The following is a 15379-nucleotide window of genomic DNA, read 5'->3' as shown; positions in this document are numbered from 1 at the left end:
ACCCGCTCAGGCCGCGCGGCTGGCCAGGTCCGCCATCAGCGTCTGCGTCCCGGCGAGCGTCGGGTCATCCCGCCGGGACCGCGCCACCTCCACCCGCGCGCCGTGCGCCATCCACCAGCGCTCGGCGTCCTCCTCCGTCCAGCGCCCGGCGTCCGCGCATGCATCCAGCGCCATCCGCAGCGCCCGCGCGCCCTCGTAACGGGCCTCGGGCTTCTTCTCCAGGCAGCGCAGGAGGACGTCGCAAAGGTCCTTCGGCAGCTCGCGCCCGGCGCGCACTTCCGGGGGATCCGGCGGCGTGTGCAGGTGGTGGGCACAGATTTCCACCACGCTCCGGCCCTTGAAGGCATGGGTGCCGGTGAGGAGCGCGTACCCCACCGCGCCCAGCGAGTAGAGGTCCCCCCGCGCGTCCACCTGTTCCGGCGTGGAGATGGCCTCGGGGGCCATGTACAGCGGCGTCCCGGTGATGACGCTGCCCTGGGTGATCGCCACGTCCTTCGGATTGCCCAGCTGCTTCACCAGCCCGAAATCGAGCACCTTCACCAGGTCCGGCATGCCCCGGCGCCGGCACAGGAAGAGGTTGGCCGGCTTGATGTCCCGGTGCAGCAACCCCAGGCCGTGCGCCTCCTCCAGCGCGCCGCACACCTGACGCAGGATGTGGATGACGCGCGCGGGCGGCTGCGGGCCCGTGGCCGTGAACAGCCCCTCCAGGTCCACGCCCTCCAGGTACTCCATCACATAATAGAAGAGCCCATCCGCGGTGCGGCCGTAGTCGTAGATGGCGATGGTGTTCGGGTGGGTGAGCTGGCTGGTGAGCTGCACCTCGCGCTCGAAGCGCTCCAGGCCCTGGCCATCCGTGTCGGCGCGCAGCAGCTTGATGGCGGTGCGGCGGCGCAGCAGGGCGTGGCTGGCCAGGAACACCTCGCCCATGGCTCCGGCACCCAGCCGTTGCAGCAGCGTGTACTGCCCCAGCTTGTGCGCGTCGCGCACCTGCTTGCGCAGCCCGTAGATGACCGCCGTGGCCACCGTGCTGAACGCCACCGCCACGAAGAACCAGCACAGCGCCAGCAGCACCTGACTGATGGGCGACAGGGGCGCCGCGTCGCGGAACCGCATGGCGACGAGGGTGGACAGCATCCCGATGCCGCACGCGCCACCACTCAGCAGCAGCGTGCGCCGGGCACTGCTCGGCACGAGGATGGCCCGCAGGCTGAGGAGCGCCACCAACGCCAGCAACATCTCGTAGATGCCCGCCACCGGATAGGGGTGGAGGAAGGGCCAGCTCGCCACCACCGTGCCCATCAGCAGCACGCCCACCGTTTCGATGGCCCGCAGCGCCTTCCACGAGCGCCTGCCGGTGCGGCACAGCAGCCAGATGCACCCGAAGACGGAGTACTCGCCCAGCGCCTCGAAGGAAAAGAGGCTCTTGAGCGCCGTCCGGAGGTCCACCCGGGGATCCAGGGCGATCGCCAGGTGGAACAGGGGGTAGTAGAGCAGGTCGATGAGGAAGCACACCTTCCCGAAAAACCCCAGCCGCTCCTGGAGCAACGCACGCCCATCCTCGGTGCGGCTCGAGGACACGGACGGCGCGGGCAGGCCCGCCGCGGCACCGAGAGAGGGAGGGAGCACTTCGCTCATGGTGCGGACAACTTAGCTCAAACCCCTCCTTCTGTCTGGCAGTGTACAGTGACACCGCAATGCTCAAGACGCTCATCGTGGACGACCAGGCGGCGGTGCGCACCGCGCTGGAAGTCCTCTTCGATCTGCACGGACTGCCCACGCTGGTGGCCAGCTCGCCCCAGGAAGCGCTGGACCTGGTAGCGGCGGAGGATGTGGGAGTGGTGGTGCAGGACATGAACTTCACCGAGGCCACCACCTCCGGTCACGAGGGACTCCAACTGCTGCGGGACATCAAGCGGTTGGATCCCGACCTGCCCGTGGTGGCGATGACGGCGTGGACGTCGCTGGAGATGGCGGTGCAGCTCATCAAGGAGGGCGCGAGCGACTACCAGGCCAAGCCGTGGGACGACACCAAGCTCGTCAACACGGTGAAGAACCTGATGAGGCTGCGGGAGCTGTCGCTGGAGAACACGCGCCTGCGCGCGGGGGGCGCCAGGGCCCGGGCGGAGCTGGCGCGCAAGCACGACCTGCGCGGCGTCATCTACGCGAGCCCCACCATGCACGAGGTGGTTTCACTGGTGGTGAAGGTGGCCCCCGCGGACGTGCCCGTCCTCATCAGCGGCCCCAATGGCGCCGGCAAGGAGCAGGTGGCGGAGATGGTGCAGGCCAACTCGCGCCGCAAGGCCGGACCCTTCGTGAAGGTGAACTGCGGCGGGCTGCCGGACCAGCTGCTGGAGGCCGAGCTCTTCGGCGCCGAGCCCGGTGCCTACACCGGAGCCATGAAGCTGCGCGTGGGCCGCTTCGAGGAGGCGCATGGCGGCACGCTCTTCCTGGACGAGATTGGCAACCTGTCCCCGGCCGGGCAGGCGAAGCTGCTGCGCGTGCTGCAGCTGGGCGAGTTCCAACGGCTGGGCAGCAACGTGACGCGCAAGGTGGACGTGCGCGTCATCAGCGCCACCAACGTGGACCTGCCCAGGGCCATCCAGGAGGGCAACTTCCGCGAGGACCTCTACTTCCGGCTCGCCGTCATCGAGGTGAAGCTCCCCGCGCTGAAGGACCGGCCCGAGGACGTACCGGTGCTCGCCGAGCACTTCCTCCAGCACTTCCAGCCCGAGGGCGAGGCGCTGCACCTGGGCGCCAGCGCGCGCCAGGCGCTGCTGGCCCACGACTGGCCGGGCAACGTGCGCGAGTTGCAGAACCGCATTCAACGCGCGGTGCTGGTGCGCAAGGGGACCACCCTGGAGGCGGCGGACCTCGGGCTGTCCGAGGCCGGCCAGCCGGAGAAGTCCGCCTCCGAGCACGCCCCCGTTCCCGCCGCGCTCTCCGAGGAAGAGGCACAGGAGCGCGCCACCGTGGAGCGGGCGCTCGCCGAGGCCCAGGGCGTGGTGTCGCGCGCCGCCGCCCAGCTCGGCCTCAGCCGGCAAGCCCTCTACCGGCGCATGGAGCGGCTCGGCCTCAGCGTGGAGCGCCGTCTCAAGGGCTGATCCTCCTTCCGGAATCCTCTCGTGCTCTCCTCGAAGAACGTCCCCGCGTCCTCCACCTCCACACGCCGTGTCCCGCCCCTGCTGCGCAAGCTGGCACCCGGAGCGGCGGCGCTCGTCCTCGCGGTGCTGCCCGGCACCACGCTCGCACTGACCACCGGCTCCGCCGTGTGGACGCTCGTGGGAGCGGGCCTGGGCGTGCTGCTGGGACTCGGCCTCCTGGCGTGGGCCGTGCGAGCCCAGGCCGCCGGACAGGGGAAGCTGCTGCGCACCGTGGTGGAGGGCGTGCCCATGGCCATCGTGCTGTATGGCGACTCGGGCCACATCGCCTTCACCAACGCCACCGCCCGCGAGCTCTTCTTCGAGGGCCGCGCCGTCGAGGGGCAGAACTTCCTCTCCATGCTCCAGGCCGCCCCCGCGGCCCTGCGCCAGGCGCTCCTCACGGACAGCGACGAGCTCTTCACGGTGGAGGTGAACAAGGAGAGCGAGACGTTCCACCTGTCCAAGCGCGACTTCGACTTCGCCGGCGAGCCGCACACGCTGCTCATGGTGAAGCACCTCACCCAGGAGCTGTCGCGCCAGGAGGTGGATGTCTGGAAGAAGGTCATCCGGGTGATGAGCCACGAGCTGAACAACTCGCTGGCGCCCATCTCCTCGCTGCTGCACTCGGCGCGGCTCATCTCCCAGAACCCCGAACAGCTCGGCAAGCTGGCGCGCGTGCTGGACACGCTCGAGGAGCGCACCACGCACCTGCGCACCTTCCTGGATGGCTATGCGCGCTTCGCCAAGCTGCCGCGCCCCCGGCAGGGGGTGGTCGAGTGGCCGCGGCTGCTCTCGGGGTTGCAGGCCCTGTATCCCCAGGCGACCTTCGCACCGCCGCCGGGCAAGCCGGGATGGTTCGACGCGGCGCAGGTGGAGCAGGTGCTCATCAACCTGCTGAAGAACGCCCAGGAGTCCGGCGGGCCGCCCGAGTCCGTGGCGCTGGAGGTCGACGAGGCCGAGGGAGGTTTCCGGCTGCGCGTGCACGACCGGGGGCGGGGACTGACGCCCGAGGTGCTACAGAACGCCCTGCTGCCCTTCTACACGACGAAGGAGAAGGGCACGGGGCTGGGACTGGCGCTGTGCCGGGAGATCATCGACGCGCACCGGGGGCGGCTGCGCATCGAGAACCGCGAGGGCGGAGGAGCCACCGTCACCGTGTGGCTGCCCGGACGCGACACGACGATCGCGGGCCGCACGTCCCTGGCCCGGCTGACGATGACCCGGGTGTGAGTCTGGCGGCCCGGTTCCCATCCCGTCATCTCAGACTTCGGTGAAGCGGATCCCTCCAAGCCGAGGGTCATCCAGTGCCTGCTTGAGACGCTCGGAGACGAGAAGGACGGAACTCCATCCATTGGGCCGGAAGATGTCGGCATCACCCACCTTGCTCGTATCAATACGTAAGCCCCTGACAAGGCGGTAGTCGCCTACCCTGTCAGGTGCTCCGTCTTCGGGCTTCCAATATTCAACCCTCTCGCACCGAGCATCGTCGATGCAGGGGATGATGCGAAGAACGTTGGCGATGAAGTAGGGCGCCGTCTGGCCCACCACCTCAACCGGGATGAATTGTATCTGTTGCTGGAGACCGAGACCTTCGAAGAGGGGAACGAGCCGGCCATGAACGATGGGGATGCTGAGCGTCGTGAAGCTGAAGTCGAGCGCGCGCCCAGGAGCAGCCAGGGGTATTCGAGGCGTCCCTCTCAACGCGAGGGTGTGTCCGCCGAAGAACTGCCAGGGGTCGAGTTCCTCGCCATACTCGTCGATGGGATCCGACAGGACCCACTGCTCTCGGATGCGTGAGTCGAAAAACAGCTCATGATATCGAATGGATTCGCCCATTTCAGTCCCTGGGTTTCGCGATCAGACCGTGGAGTCGTGAGCCAGGAGTGCAGACTTCATCCGCAATCCTCTTGAGTTCCTCCAACAGCCTGGACCTGCATTGCTGTTGTGTTCTACAGAACCGGATGGCGTCCTCGAGCCGCCTGAAGATTTCTTCGTGATATTCTTCAGGGTGAGGACCGAAGTGCCCCAGCAGGTTCACCTTGTTCGCATCGTCGTCGAGGTTCATGCCCGCCTTGGCGAAGATCCTCTCGAAGCGTGGCGTCCACGGGCCACCTCGCACATTGGAATCATCGTTCTTGTTGGTGGCCAGGTGATGGCGCGAATAACCAGGCGCCTTGTCCGAGAGTTCCTTGCAGGCACTGCGCAGCGCAGAGCTGGCTGTACTGGCGGCCACCCCTGTAACGAGGAGGGTCCCCTCGGCCGACACGGCCTGGGCGAGGGTAACGTTGCTCCAACTGTATCCCCCCGGCAGGGACAGACGGCGAGGCAACAGCTTCCACAACCCACCTTGAGAAACCTGCACGTTCTTTCCAACCCCCCGCATCGCCAAGAAGGCGAGGATGCGGACTCCAGCGCCGCCCAGGTAACTGCCAAAGCGCTCGGCGGCTGCTTCGACTTCCTTCAGGCTTCGAGCATCCTGAACGCTCTGGTAGAGGTGGAAAGCCACCATACCGAAGTGGGTGAGCTCCGCGACAGAGAAGACCGTGAGGAGCACCACGGTAACGGAGGCGGCGAACGCCTTGGTGAAGATGGGCTCGGGCGTCACCCAGGCGAGGCCATACAGGACAAGGGCCATGGCCATGCTTGCGAGGAAGGCAGGGTCCTTCACGAGCTCTTCGACCCCCTCACGTACGCCCTGGGGCATGTACTGGGGAGACAGGCGCAGCGCCATGACGAGGGGGCTGCCCTCCAGGCAAGGAGGGAGGGGAAACAGCGGCTCGCCATAACGCTCGATGAACTGCTCGCGCAGCGTGCGCTCCAGAGGGGAGGGCTGGAAGGAGACACCAGAAGAGGAGACAAACTGGATATCTGGAGCTTGCCCCGGCAACACCAGACCCTGGGGGACAGAGCAGAGTCCGACGCCCGCTCTTGGATGCAGGCTGGGCTCCAGATAGGCGAGTTCCTCACGGAATTGGGCGAGCACCCTGCGAGCGTCCTCAATGGAGACGTGCGGGAAGGCCGACTCTGAAGGAAGGGGCGGAGAAGATAGCAGGAGCCTGCCATCCGGCAGCGGAGTGACGCGAACGGTCTCGGCTCGCCCAGGGCCACGAGCACCTTGAGAAGACTCGTCGATGGTGACACACGCCGGAGCGAGCCGCAGGCACAGGGCTACCGCCAAGTATGAGACCAGCGTGCCCATCTTTGTTTCTGGCATGGCGTGCCAAGATGTTATCAAAGGGTTGGAATCATCGACTCGAATCCTGTGATGGCGCGCCGAGATCGACAAGGAGCGGAGGAACTGGTCTACAACGCACGCGTCATGAACCGTGCCCTCCTCCTGTCCGCCTGTGTCCTCGCCACGTGCCTTGCCTGCACGGAATCACGCCGCGCCCCCACGCCACCTGCGGAAACGCCCACGCCGGTCGACGCGGGCACCACGCCTCCAGCCAGGGAGGCGGGGATGCCGGACGCGGGGCTCGCGGACGCGGGGCCCCTTCCCTCTCCCATGGATGGCGGCACCGCCTGCTCGGCCCAGGGGCTGAGCCCCACGCCGTCCCCCGCGCAGCCGCCCCTGCCTCCAGCCGTGGACTCCATGCGCCGCCGCATCGTCGCCGCGGCGGTGGCGTGTGACTACGCGGCGCTCGGTGCGCTCGCGGACGAGCAGGGCAAGGGCCTCCGCTTCTCCTTCGGCCCCGATATGGACGTGACCCACTTCTGGCGCATGCAGGAGCAGGAGCACGGTGAACCCGTGTTGGCCCGACTGGTGAAGATCCTGAGCCTGCCCTACACGAAGCAGGGCGAACTCTATGTCTGGCCCTCGGCGTTCCGGGAGAACGCCACCGCCCAGGACTTCGCGGCCTTGAAGGGGCTCTACCCGGACGAGCAGCTCCAGGCGATGCAGCGGGAACTGAGCTACCTCGGCCTGCGCGCCGCCATCACCGGAACGGGCGATTGGCAGTTCGCCGTCAGCGGAGACTGAAGGTCAGGTCCGCTCAAGCGAGGGTGAGCGGATACAGCACCACCTGGGCGTAGTTGATGCTGCCCTCGTGCGTGGAGAAATGCCGGGCGGACTGGCGCAACCTCCGGACCATCGCCTCGAACTCGGCCTGACTCACGGCCCGTAGGGACATGTACAGGCGCGCCGCCGCCCTCAAGTACGAGAAGAGCGGGTGCGCATCATGCCCGTCCGGCCGCCGGTACAATTGGCGGTAGAGCCGAGCGAACTCGGAGTCCAGCTCGGGCCTGCCCATCGCCGCGCAGTAGATGGCGGCGGTCGTTTCCAGCAGCAGGAAGAAAGGCGCGTACTGCCGCGGCGGCTCCCGTGTCATGTCCGGCGGCACCGCCGTTCCCGTCCACAGCCGGGAGATGGGTTTGAGCCGCACCGTCACGATCCTGCCCGAGTAGTCCGCCACCGGAGCTTCTTCTCCCTCCAAGGGAATCACGCGGTCGGGTTCTTGAGGGTGGTACCTGACGGGGATTTGCAACACCTCGGGACAGCGCACATTCAGGCCGCCCCGCTTCAACTGCTCCGCCACATCCCAATCCATGTCTCCTCCTCAGGACGTCATGTGGAAGATGCGACTTTTCTGGTCGGGTGTCGAGGGCCTCCGCCCATCTCCCGTTTGAAGGGAACTTCGGATTTCACTTGACCCCGGAGGTTCGGCGGTCAGTAGGTTCTTCCCGCATGCGGCCCACCCCCTGCGGTCTCGTTCCCCTCCTGCTGGCCTTGACTGGAAGCCTTGAGGAGCCATCGTCTTCTCAGGTCACCTCCCCGGAAACGCACGCGCGGCCGGAGGTGATTCCAGAAGTCACTCCCGCTCCGGAAGGACAGGAACACGCGGTGCGCGTGCTGGAGATTCCCGAGGCCCCAGGCGACACAGGGCCGGGGGTCGATGCGTGGCAGGCGCGGCGGGTACTCCCGGAGGCGCCAGCCGGGCCGCTCCCGGAGCGGGCTGGAGACATACCCGCGCGCTACGAGCCCGGCCTCTTCGCCCGGCTGGTGCTCTCGGGACGGTTGGGAAGGAGCGGTGTCACCTTCTCGAGGCCCATGGGCACTGACGGGATGACCGAGGGTGACGATCTCATCGCCTGGGAGCAGCGCATCCACCGTGCGGAAACCCTCGTCGTGGTATCGGCGGAGCTGAAGCTGTCCGCGGCGTCCACGCGGCCCTGGGTACCAGACGAAGCGTGGCTGCTGGACATGAAGGGCCAGAGAGTGGGCCGATTCCCAGTGTGGATGGTCGTTCCGGTGCTCTACCCGGGCGGCAGATGCACCGTGGCCGTGGAGGTGGAGCTCGCCTCTGACACCCCCCCGAGGACGCTCCGGCTCGAGCTGCGGGAGAAGGACGGTGGGCGCGTCGTTCCCGTCGGGAACCTGAAGTTGTGAAAGGGAGTGTGACGGGCATGAACGGGCACGTGTGGAACGTGGCGGAGCTCGAACCCGGCACCGTCGTGGCCGGTTGGCGCGTACAGAAGCGGCTGGGCGTGGGCGGCTATGGGGCCGTCTACCTCGTGGAGTCCGTGGAACAACCGGGAGCCCTCGGCGCACTCAAGATGTTCTTCCACCCCCAGGACATTCGCGCCGGACGCGAGCAGTCCCTGCTGGTGGACAAGGCGATGCACCCCAACGTGGTGCGCTGCCTGGGGGCGGGCCGCTGGCCCCACCCCATCCAGGGGCACCCCTTCCTCGTACTGGAGTACGTGCCCGGCCCGCCACTGCATCTGTGGGTGGAAGAGAACAACCCCGAGTTCTCACGACTGGCCTATCTGGGCGCCGAAGTAGCCCTGGCGTTGGGCCACCTGCACGCGCGTGGCGTGCTGCACCGCGACCTCAAGCCCGAGCACGTGGTGGTGAGGGAGACAGACAGGAAGCCGGTGCTGGTGGACTTCGGAGTGGGCGACTACACGGGGGCGAACACGCTCACCGAAACCCCCCTGCCCCCGGGCACCGCGCACCTGCGAAGCCCCGAGGCCGCGTGCTTCTGGCTGGCCCATGGCGACAAGCCGCGGGCACGCTACGACTACCGCCCCTCGGACGAACTGTACGCGCTGGGAGTATGCCTGTACCGGGCAACAACGGGGCATTACCCCTTCCCGGCCGGAGCGGACGTGAAGTTCCTGCTGTACATGGACATCGCCCACCGGGTGCCTCCCCCACCGGTGGAGGTCAATCCCCGGGTGCCGCTCGTGTTGAGTGACGTCATCACGAGGCTGCTGGCCAAACACCCCGAGGCGCGCTACCGCAACGGCGAGGAGGTGCACGCGGCGCTGCTGGCGGCGGCCACCTTCGGTGGGCGCGAGCCCTGGGAGGCCAGCGTTTTCGAGTGGGAAGAGGTCCCCACGGGAGAAGCGCCAGAAGGGGCGATCACCGCCAGGCGGCGCATCCGCCGGCCACCACCGCCCGTGCGGGAACAGCAACCCACGCAACCCAAGGGCCCACCTCCGGCCGAGCCGCCCGCCTCCGAGCCCGCCATCAGTCCGCCCGGGCGCTTGCCCAGGGCGGTACTGGCGGCAACCGCGGCATTGATGGCCCTGCTCATGGTTACAGTCGTCCTCATTCCGCGCGGATGGAGGCAGGAAGAAACCCCTCAAGTAACCGCGAGCGACCCGCCCGCTGCGGTTCAGGAAGTGGCACACCCGGCCCAGGCACCCGACACTGCTCCCGCCCCGGCTCCGCTACCACCAGCGGAAGATCCCCCCGAGGCCACCGTCCAGCCGGTGCGACACACGGAGAGCGTGTCCATGAAGAAGAACAGCCCGCCCAGCAAGCAGTCCGAGCAGAAGCCCGCCACCGATGAGGCGACCTCCTCCGATGCATGGAAGCGAGCGATGATGGTGTGCCTGCTCTACGGAGGCACGGCGTGCACGGGAGCCCAGGTGCGGCCGCAACCCGGAGATTGTCCTCCCGAGGCGCTCGCCGCCATGCGCTCCTTGCGTCAAGCCGTCCCCGGTACAGCGGACGTGTGGCTCGACGTCACCAAGCCCCACTCCAGGGTGGGTCTGGACAACTACACGGATGGCCCGATCATCAGCAGCATCGCCTACAGCACGAGCGACATCCCCGAAGGCTCGGTGCTGTACGGGTGGCTATGGGTGACCGGCAACGGAGTGGATGCGGAAGGCTACAAGAAGGTCTATGGCCGTTGGGACAAGCTGAAGCTGCCCGACGGAAGGGAAATGCCGGTGTGCTTCATCCTGGCCGATTCAGACGGGGTGGAAGAGGTCGAAGTGGGACCGCCGGGCTACGCCCGGTTTCCGCGCATCGCGCCGCTCATGTCCGTCAAACGCTTCGTCTTCGAGTGAGGCCCACGCGCCTCAGGCCACGAGGTGGTCCACCTCCTCGGGCATCCGGAGATGCCTGCGCACCACGGCCGTGAGCGCGGCGCTGGAGATGGGCTTGCGCACGAACTCGGAGGCACCGGCCTGCACCGCCCGCAGATCGAGATCCGGCGCCTTGCCCCCGGTGAGCAGCACGATGGGCAGGTGGCACACCTCGGGCCGCTCGTCCGCGCGCACCTGGCGCACGAAGTCCAGGCCGTTCATCCCCGGCATGTTGAAGTCCGCGATGATGAGATCCACGGGGCTCGAGCCCAGCAGCCGCAATCCCCTATCCGCTCGATCCGCATCCAGAAACCCCAGCTTCAACTTCATCAAATACACCTTGATGATGTGCCGGATGGTATCGCTGTCATCCACGATCAGAACGCTGCGCTTCATGGAGCCCCCTCGAATCCAAAGACAGAATTCCGGAAGAACCCGCGTGTGTCGACCCGATGGCATTCACGGCCGCCTCGGCACGACCAGGGCTGAACACTCCGGGACTCGGGACGCACGGGGATGTTGAGCACCCGACTGCGACATGTCGTGGGCGGTGTGGAGGGGATCGGAGACGCGGTCCGGAAGGCGGGTCACGGCCATGCGCGAATCCGTGCCCGCCCTCCGGTACCGCTGCGCTCCGGAATGCTGGAGACCCCCCCGGGCCCCACCTTCATTCCGTCACGGTGTGTGAACGACCTCTCGGGCCGAGCCCACGACGACGGCTCTGTCAGCCCCAGGGCCTCACACGTCAACCCCGAGGAACAGTGAGCATCGCTGTCCGCGTGAGCAACTGGCGTGCCGCCAGCCCCCCGCTCCTGGAAGCCTTGACCCTCCGCGGAAACACCCTCGAAATTTCGAGGGAACCCCTGGAGATTCCGTGAGTTGCGCGTGCGCCGCTGTCCGCGGCACGCATGACGGAATGGCACGGGACCGGACACCTGTCCGGACACATGTCCGCGCCAGCCCGTGGAGGCCGGACACCGATGTCGCGTCAGGCGACGAGACTCGCATCCTCTGAAAGCGGGAGATGCCGCCGCACCACCGTCGCGAGATCCTCGATGGAGACGGGTTTGCGCACGAACTCGGAGGCTCCGGCCTGGCGCGCCCTCGTCTCGAGGTCCGGCGCCTTGCCTCCCGTGAGCAGCACGATGGGCACCTTGCGCACCTGCTCCCGCTCACTCGCGCGGACCCGGCGCACGAACTCCAAGCCATCCATCCCGCCCGGCATGTTCACGTCCGCGATGATGAGATGCACCGGGTTCGTCTCCAGCAGCTGGAGCCCCTGCTCGCCCCCACTCGCGTCAAGGAATCCCAGTTTCAGCTTCATCAAGTAGATCTTGATGATGTGCCGGATGGTGTTGCTGTCTTCCACGAGCAGCACGGTGTGATTCACGGGAATCCCCTTTTTTATGGAGTCATTCCTCCATTACCCGTGAATCACCGCCCCGCCACACGACGTGCCCGTGAGTCATTGGCACGGTGGGAACTGAACAGAGACGGGGGCTCGCAACCCGTGTATGCGAGCTACCCTCACCCCGACCCTCTCCCGAAGGGAGAGGGAGTTTGTTTGTCGTTTCAGCTCGCGCGGAAGCGTGCGTCGAACCGTGTGGCTCCCGGCTCGCGCTTCACGCCGTGGTCCGGGTTCGCAGACAGGTGCTCCAGCACCTTGAACACCGTCTCCACCTCGTCCGCTGCCCCCACCGCCACCGCGAGATCCTCGGCGGTGTAGCCCTTCGTCTTGTCCCCGCGCAGCTTCGCCAGCGCCTTGCCCTGCAGCTCCAGCACCACGCCCGCCGCCTTCTTCCCCGCCTCCACTCCCGGCTGGTGGTACGCGTTGATGTTCACCAGTGTCGCGTAGAAGCCTACTGCCCGCTCGTACAGGGCGATCAGCGCCCCCACCGTCCGCGCGCTCACGTCCGGCACCGTGAGCGTCATCGACTCGCGGCCCTTCTCGAACAGCGCCCGCCGCGTCCCCAGGAAGAAGCCCAGCAGGTAGTCCCCGCTCGTGATGTCCGGCTCCACCTGCATCGACGTGCCCCCGCGGTCCTTCAACACCTCCAGGAAGGTGACGAAGAAGTTGTTCACGCCCTCGCGCAGCTGCTGCACGTAGGCATGCTGGTCCGTGGAGCCCTTGTTGCCGTACACGGCGATACCCTGGTTCACCACCTTGCCGTCCAGGTCCTTCTCCTTGCCCAGTGACTCCATCACCAGCTGCTGGAGGTACCTGGACATCAGCATCAGCCGGTCCTTGTACGGAAGGATGACCATGTCCTTCTGGCCACGCCCGTTGCCCGCGTGGAACCACATGAGCGCCATCAGCGCGGCCGGGTTGCGCAGCGGGTCGCGCTGGCGCGTCGCCTCGTCCATGTCACGCGCGCCCGCCAGCATCCCGTCGATGTCCAGCCCCTGGAGCCTCGCCGGCAGCAGGCCCACCGCCGACAGCACCGAGGTGCGTCCTCCAACCCAGTCCCACATGGGGAACGCCCGCAGCCAGCCGCCCTTCTTCGCGTAGCGGTCCAGCTCGCTGCCCCCGCCCGTCACCGCCACCGCGTGCTTGCCGAAGTCCAACCCCTTCTGCTGGTACGCGCGCTCGGCCTCCACCATGCCGTTGCGCGTCTCCTTCGTACCGCCCGACTTGCTGATGACCACGGTGAGCGTCTCGGAGAGCCTGTCCCCGAGCTGCGCCAGCACCCGGTCCATCCCGTCCGGGTCCGTGTTGTCGAAGAAGAACACCTGCATCCGGTCCGCCGCCGTGCCGAGCGCGTCCGCCACCAGCTGCGGCCCCAGCGCCGAGCCACCGATTCCCACGAGCAGCACCCGCGTGAAGCGGTCCGCCTTCGGAGGCTTCACCCGGCCGGCGTGCACGTCATCCGCGAAGCCGCGAACGGCCGCCACCGTGTCTTGAATCTCCTTCCCGAGGCCCGCCTCCGGAGCTCGCTCGGGAGCGCGCAGCCAGTAGTGCCCCACCATCCGCTTCTCGTCCGGATTCGCGATGGCTCCCTTCTCCAGGGTCTCCATCGCATCGAAGGCCTTCTCCATGGGGCCGCGCATCCGCTCGATGAAATCGTCGGCGAAGCTCATCCGCGACACGTCGAGCGTCAGCCCGACCTTCTCCACCCCGCACAGGTACTTCTTGTAGCGCTCCCACAGTTGGCGCTCGGTCATCTCTTCTCCCTCGGCTTCGTTTCCTCGTGTCTCGCCCGTTCCTACCGCCGCGCCCTCGCTCGGGGGAATGATTTTCATGGGTGCGCGCACTCGGCGTGACACTGTTGATGCATCCGCCGTCTCCGGCCCATCATCGCCCCCATGAGCCACCCCTGGATGCTCGAGACGCCCGCGCCGCCCGCCGACGCACGGATTCCCTATGGCACCGACCCCCACCAGTTCGGGGACCTGCGCCTGCCTCGCGGCCAGGGCCCCCATCCGGTCGTCGTCGTGGTGCATGGCGGCTTCTGGCGCGCTCGGTATGACCTCGAGCATGTGGGACACCTGTGCGCGGCTCTCACTCAACGGGGCCAGGCCACCTGGAGCCTCGAGTACCGGCGCGTCGGCCACCCCGGCGGCGGCTGGACCGGCACCTTCGAGGATGTCGCGCAGGGGATGGATTTCCTCCGCACCCTGGCGGACCGCTACCCGTTGGACCTCGGGCGCGTGGTCACCCTGGGGCACTCGGCCGGAGGGCACCTGGCCCTCTGGCTCGCGGGCCGTGGGCGGTTGGAGCCCGGGCAGCCGCTGCACACCGGGAAGCCCTTCGTTCCGCGAGGCGCCGTGTCACTCGCGGGTGTGGTGGATCTGGAGCGCGCTCACGCGCTGAACCTCGGGGATGGGATTGTCGAGGCATTCCTCGGGGGCACGCCCGCGCAGGTGCCTGAACGCTATGCGCTCGCGTCTCCCGCCTCGCTCCTGCCCCTCGGCGTGAGGCAGGTCCTGGTGCATGGGGAAGAGGACTCCACCGTCCCGCTCACCCTGAGTACCGAGTACCACGCTCGCGCCACGAAGCTCGGGGATAGTGTACGGCTCGTGAGCCTGCCGGGCGCCGAGCACTTCGAGGTCATCGACCCGCGTGCGAAGGAGTGGTCACGGGTCGTCGAGGCGGTGGATTCACTGATGTGAGGCACGGGCATCCTCACGAGGGCGTATACCCTCACCCCGACCCTCTCCCAGAGGGAGAGGGAGGGAAGGAGGGAGGGAGGGAGGGAGGGGGAATGCGATGTCAGAAGCCTCGCATCCAGCCTCCGTCGATCGCGATCGACTGGCCTGTGATGTAGCCCGCCTGCTCCGATGCCAGGAACGTCACCAGCGCTCCCAGCTCCTCCGGCTTGCCCAGCCGGCGCGCCGGAATCGCCGAGGTGATCTTGTCCTCGGGGACTCCCAGCTCCTTGAGGCGCTCCGTCGCATGGTAGCCCGGCTGCACCCCGTTGATGGTGACGCCGTGCTCCGCCACCTCGTTACTGACGGTCTTCACCAGTCCCATCAACCCCGCTCGCAAGCCGTTGGAGATCGTCAACTGCGGCATCGCCTCGCGCGCCGCCACCGATGTCACCAGGATGATTCGTCCCCAGTGTCTCTCCTTCATCCCCGGCAGCGTCGCCTGCAGCCCCTCCACCACGCTCATCCACAGGCTCTGGAAGCCCTCCTGCCACTGCTCGGCTGAAATCTTCTCGATGCTCCCCTTCGGCGGCCCGCCCGTGTTCACCACGAGCACGTCCACGCCCCCCAGCTCCCCCACCACCTTCTCCACCAGCGCCTTCGTCGCGCCCGGCTTCGTCGTGTCCGCCGCCACCCCCAGCGAGGCGCCCATCCGCTTCGCCGCCTCGCGGATCCGCTCCTCGCTGCGCGAGCAGATGGCCACCCTCGCCCCTTCCTTCACCAGCTGCTCGGCGATGGCGTACCCCAGCCCGCTGGAGGCTCCCATCACCAGT

14 protein-coding genes are annotated in these 15379 nt (G+C 67.6%); 6 read left to right on the top strand and 8 right to left on the bottom strand.

What is annotated here, in order from left to right; genetic code table 11:
- Positions 1 to 6: 6 nt before the first annotated feature.
- Positions 7 to 1635, bottom strand: coding sequence for a serine/threonine-protein kinase (locus tag NR810_RS39230; RefSeq protein WP_257460119.1), 1629 nt, complete (start codon positions 1633 to 1635; stop codon positions 7 to 9).
- 59 nt (positions 1636 to 1694) lie between these two features.
- On the opposite strand from NR810_RS39230, the gene NR810_RS39225 reads away from it, so the two are divergent.
- Together NR810_RS39225 and NR810_RS39220 are read left to right on the top strand one after the other, a co-directional pair.
- Positions 1695 to 3101, top strand: a complete 1407-nt coding sequence (locus NR810_RS39225) for a sigma-54-dependent transcriptional regulator (RefSeq protein ID WP_257460118.1) — start codon at positions 1695 to 1697, stop codon at positions 3099 to 3101.
- A gap of 21 nt (positions 3102 to 3122) precedes the next feature.
- Positions 3123 to 4370 (top strand): sensor histidine kinase, encoded by a 1248-nt coding sequence (locus NR810_RS39220; RefSeq protein ID WP_257460117.1) that lies wholly within the window; start codon positions 3123 to 3125, stop codon positions 4368 to 4370.
- Positions 4371 to 4400: 30 nt separating this feature from the next.
- Here the strand turns inward: NR810_RS39220 and NR810_RS39215 are convergent, their stop codons facing one another.
- Together NR810_RS39215 and NR810_RS52670 are read right to left on the bottom strand one after the other, a co-directional pair.
- Positions 4401 to 4976, bottom strand: a complete 576-nt coding sequence (locus tag NR810_RS39215; RefSeq protein WP_257460115.1) for an imm11 family protein — start codon at positions 4974 to 4976, stop codon at positions 4401 to 4403.
- Between the two features lies 1 nt (position 4977).
- Positions 4978 to 6123 carry an AHH domain-containing protein gene (locus NR810_RS52670; RefSeq protein WP_257460113.1) on the bottom strand — a complete coding sequence of 382 codons (1146 nt, stop codon included), beginning with the start codon at positions 6121 to 6123 and terminating at the stop codon, positions 4978 to 4980.
- Between the two features lie 336 nt (positions 6124 to 6459).
- Between NR810_RS52670 and NR810_RS39205 the strand changes: the two genes are divergently transcribed.
- A complete protein-coding gene (locus tag NR810_RS39205) occupies positions 6460 to 7119 on the top strand; it encodes a hypothetical protein (protein ID WP_257460112.1) in 660 nt (219 codons plus the stop codon).
- 13 nt (positions 7120 to 7132) lie between these two features.
- Here the strand turns inward: NR810_RS39205 and NR810_RS39200 are convergent, their stop codons facing one another.
- Positions 7133 to 7687, bottom strand: coding sequence for a hypothetical protein (locus NR810_RS39200; RefSeq protein ID WP_257460111.1), 555 nt, complete (start codon positions 7685 to 7687; stop codon positions 7133 to 7135).
- A 248-nt stretch (positions 7688 to 7935) separates the two neighbouring features.
- On the opposite strand from NR810_RS39200, the gene NR810_RS39195 reads away from it, so the two are divergent.
- A complete protein-coding gene (locus tag NR810_RS39195) occupies positions 7936 to 8526 on the top strand; it encodes a DUF2381 family protein (RefSeq protein WP_257460109.1) in 591 nt (196 codons plus the stop codon).
- Positions 8527 to 8543: 17 nt separating this feature from the next.
- Positions 8544 to 10442, top strand: coding sequence for a serine/threonine protein kinase (locus NR810_RS39190; protein WP_257460107.1), 1899 nt, complete (start codon positions 8544 to 8546; stop codon positions 10440 to 10442).
- Between the two features lie 12 nt (positions 10443 to 10454).
- Here NR810_RS39190 and NR810_RS39185 read toward each other — a convergent pair whose 3' ends face one another.
- From NR810_RS39185 to NR810_RS39175, 3 genes are all read right to left on the bottom strand, one after another.
- Entirely contained in the window at positions 10455 to 10856 is a 402-nt protein-coding gene (locus tag NR810_RS39185; protein WP_257460106.1) for a response regulator, read from the bottom strand.
- 592 nt (positions 10857 to 11448) lie between these two features.
- Positions 11449 to 11850: a response regulator gene (locus NR810_RS39180; protein ID WP_257460104.1), complete on the bottom strand. Its 402-nt coding sequence runs from the start codon at positions 11848 to 11850 to the stop codon at positions 11449 to 11451.
- 182 nt (positions 11851 to 12032) lie between these two features.
- Entirely contained in the window at positions 12033 to 13622 is a 1590-nt protein-coding gene (locus tag NR810_RS39175) for a glucose-6-phosphate isomerase (RefSeq protein ID WP_257460146.1), read from the bottom strand.
- A 141-nt stretch (positions 13623 to 13763) separates the two neighbouring features.
- On the opposite strand from NR810_RS39175, the gene NR810_RS39170 reads away from it, so the two are divergent.
- The gene (locus tag NR810_RS39170) at positions 13764 to 14570 is read left to right on the top strand and encodes an alpha/beta hydrolase (protein ID WP_257460102.1); all 807 of its coding nucleotides are present in this window, start codon (positions 13764 to 13766) and stop codon (positions 14568 to 14570) included.
- Positions 14571 to 14670: 100 nt separating this feature from the next.
- Here the strand turns inward: NR810_RS39170 and NR810_RS39165 are convergent, their stop codons facing one another.
- On the bottom strand, positions 14671 to 15372 hold the full coding sequence (locus NR810_RS39165) for an SDR family oxidoreductase (protein ID WP_257460099.1): 702 nt from the start codon (positions 15370 to 15372) through the stop codon (positions 14671 to 14673).
- Positions 15373 to 15379 lie beyond the last annotated feature (7 nt).

The sequence above is a fragment of the Archangium lipolyticum genome, assembly GCF_024623785.1.
Lineage (GTDB): Bacteria > Myxococcota > Myxococcia > Myxococcales > Myxococcaceae > Archangium > Archangium lipolyticum.
This window is presented reverse-complemented; position numbering and strand designations above follow the sequence as displayed.

Bases quoted from the DNA above. Each gene is read 5' to 3' on its own strand.
- NR810_RS39230 (WP_257460119.1), bottom strand. From the start codon at position 1,635: ATGAGCGAAGTGCTCCCTCCCTCTCTCGGTGCCGCGGCGGGCCTGCCC.
- NR810_RS39185 (WP_257460106.1), bottom strand. From the start codon at position 10,856: ATGAAGCGCAGCGTTCTGATCGTGGATGACAGCGATACCATCCGGCAC.
- NR810_RS39190 (WP_257460107.1), top strand. From the start codon at position 8,544: ATGAACGGGCACGTGTGGAACGTGGCGGAGCTCGAACCCGGCACCGTC.
- NR810_RS39165 (WP_257460099.1), bottom strand. From the start codon at position 15,372: ATGGGAGCCTCCAGCGGGCTGGGGTACGCCATCGCCGAGCAGCTGGTG.
- NR810_RS39200 (WP_257460111.1), bottom strand. From the start codon at position 7,687: ATGGATTGGGATGTGGCGGAGCAGTTGAAGCGGGGCGGCCTGAATGTG.
- NR810_RS39205 (WP_257460112.1), top strand. From the start codon at position 6,460: ATGAACCGTGCCCTCCTCCTGTCCGCCTGTGTCCTCGCCACGTGCCTT.
- NR810_RS39175 (WP_257460146.1), bottom strand. From the start codon at position 13,622: ATGACCGAGCGCCAACTGTGGGAGCGCTACAAGAAGTACCTGTGCGGG.
- NR810_RS39225 (WP_257460118.1), top strand. From the start codon at position 1,695: ATGCTCAAGACGCTCATCGTGGACGACCAGGCGGCGGTGCGCACCGCG.
- NR810_RS39170 (WP_257460102.1), top strand. From the start codon at position 13,764: ATGAGCCACCCCTGGATGCTCGAGACGCCCGCGCCGCCCGCCGACGCA.
- NR810_RS39215 (WP_257460115.1), bottom strand. From the start codon at position 4,976: ATGGGCGAATCCATTCGATATCATGAGCTGTTTTTCGACTCACGCATC.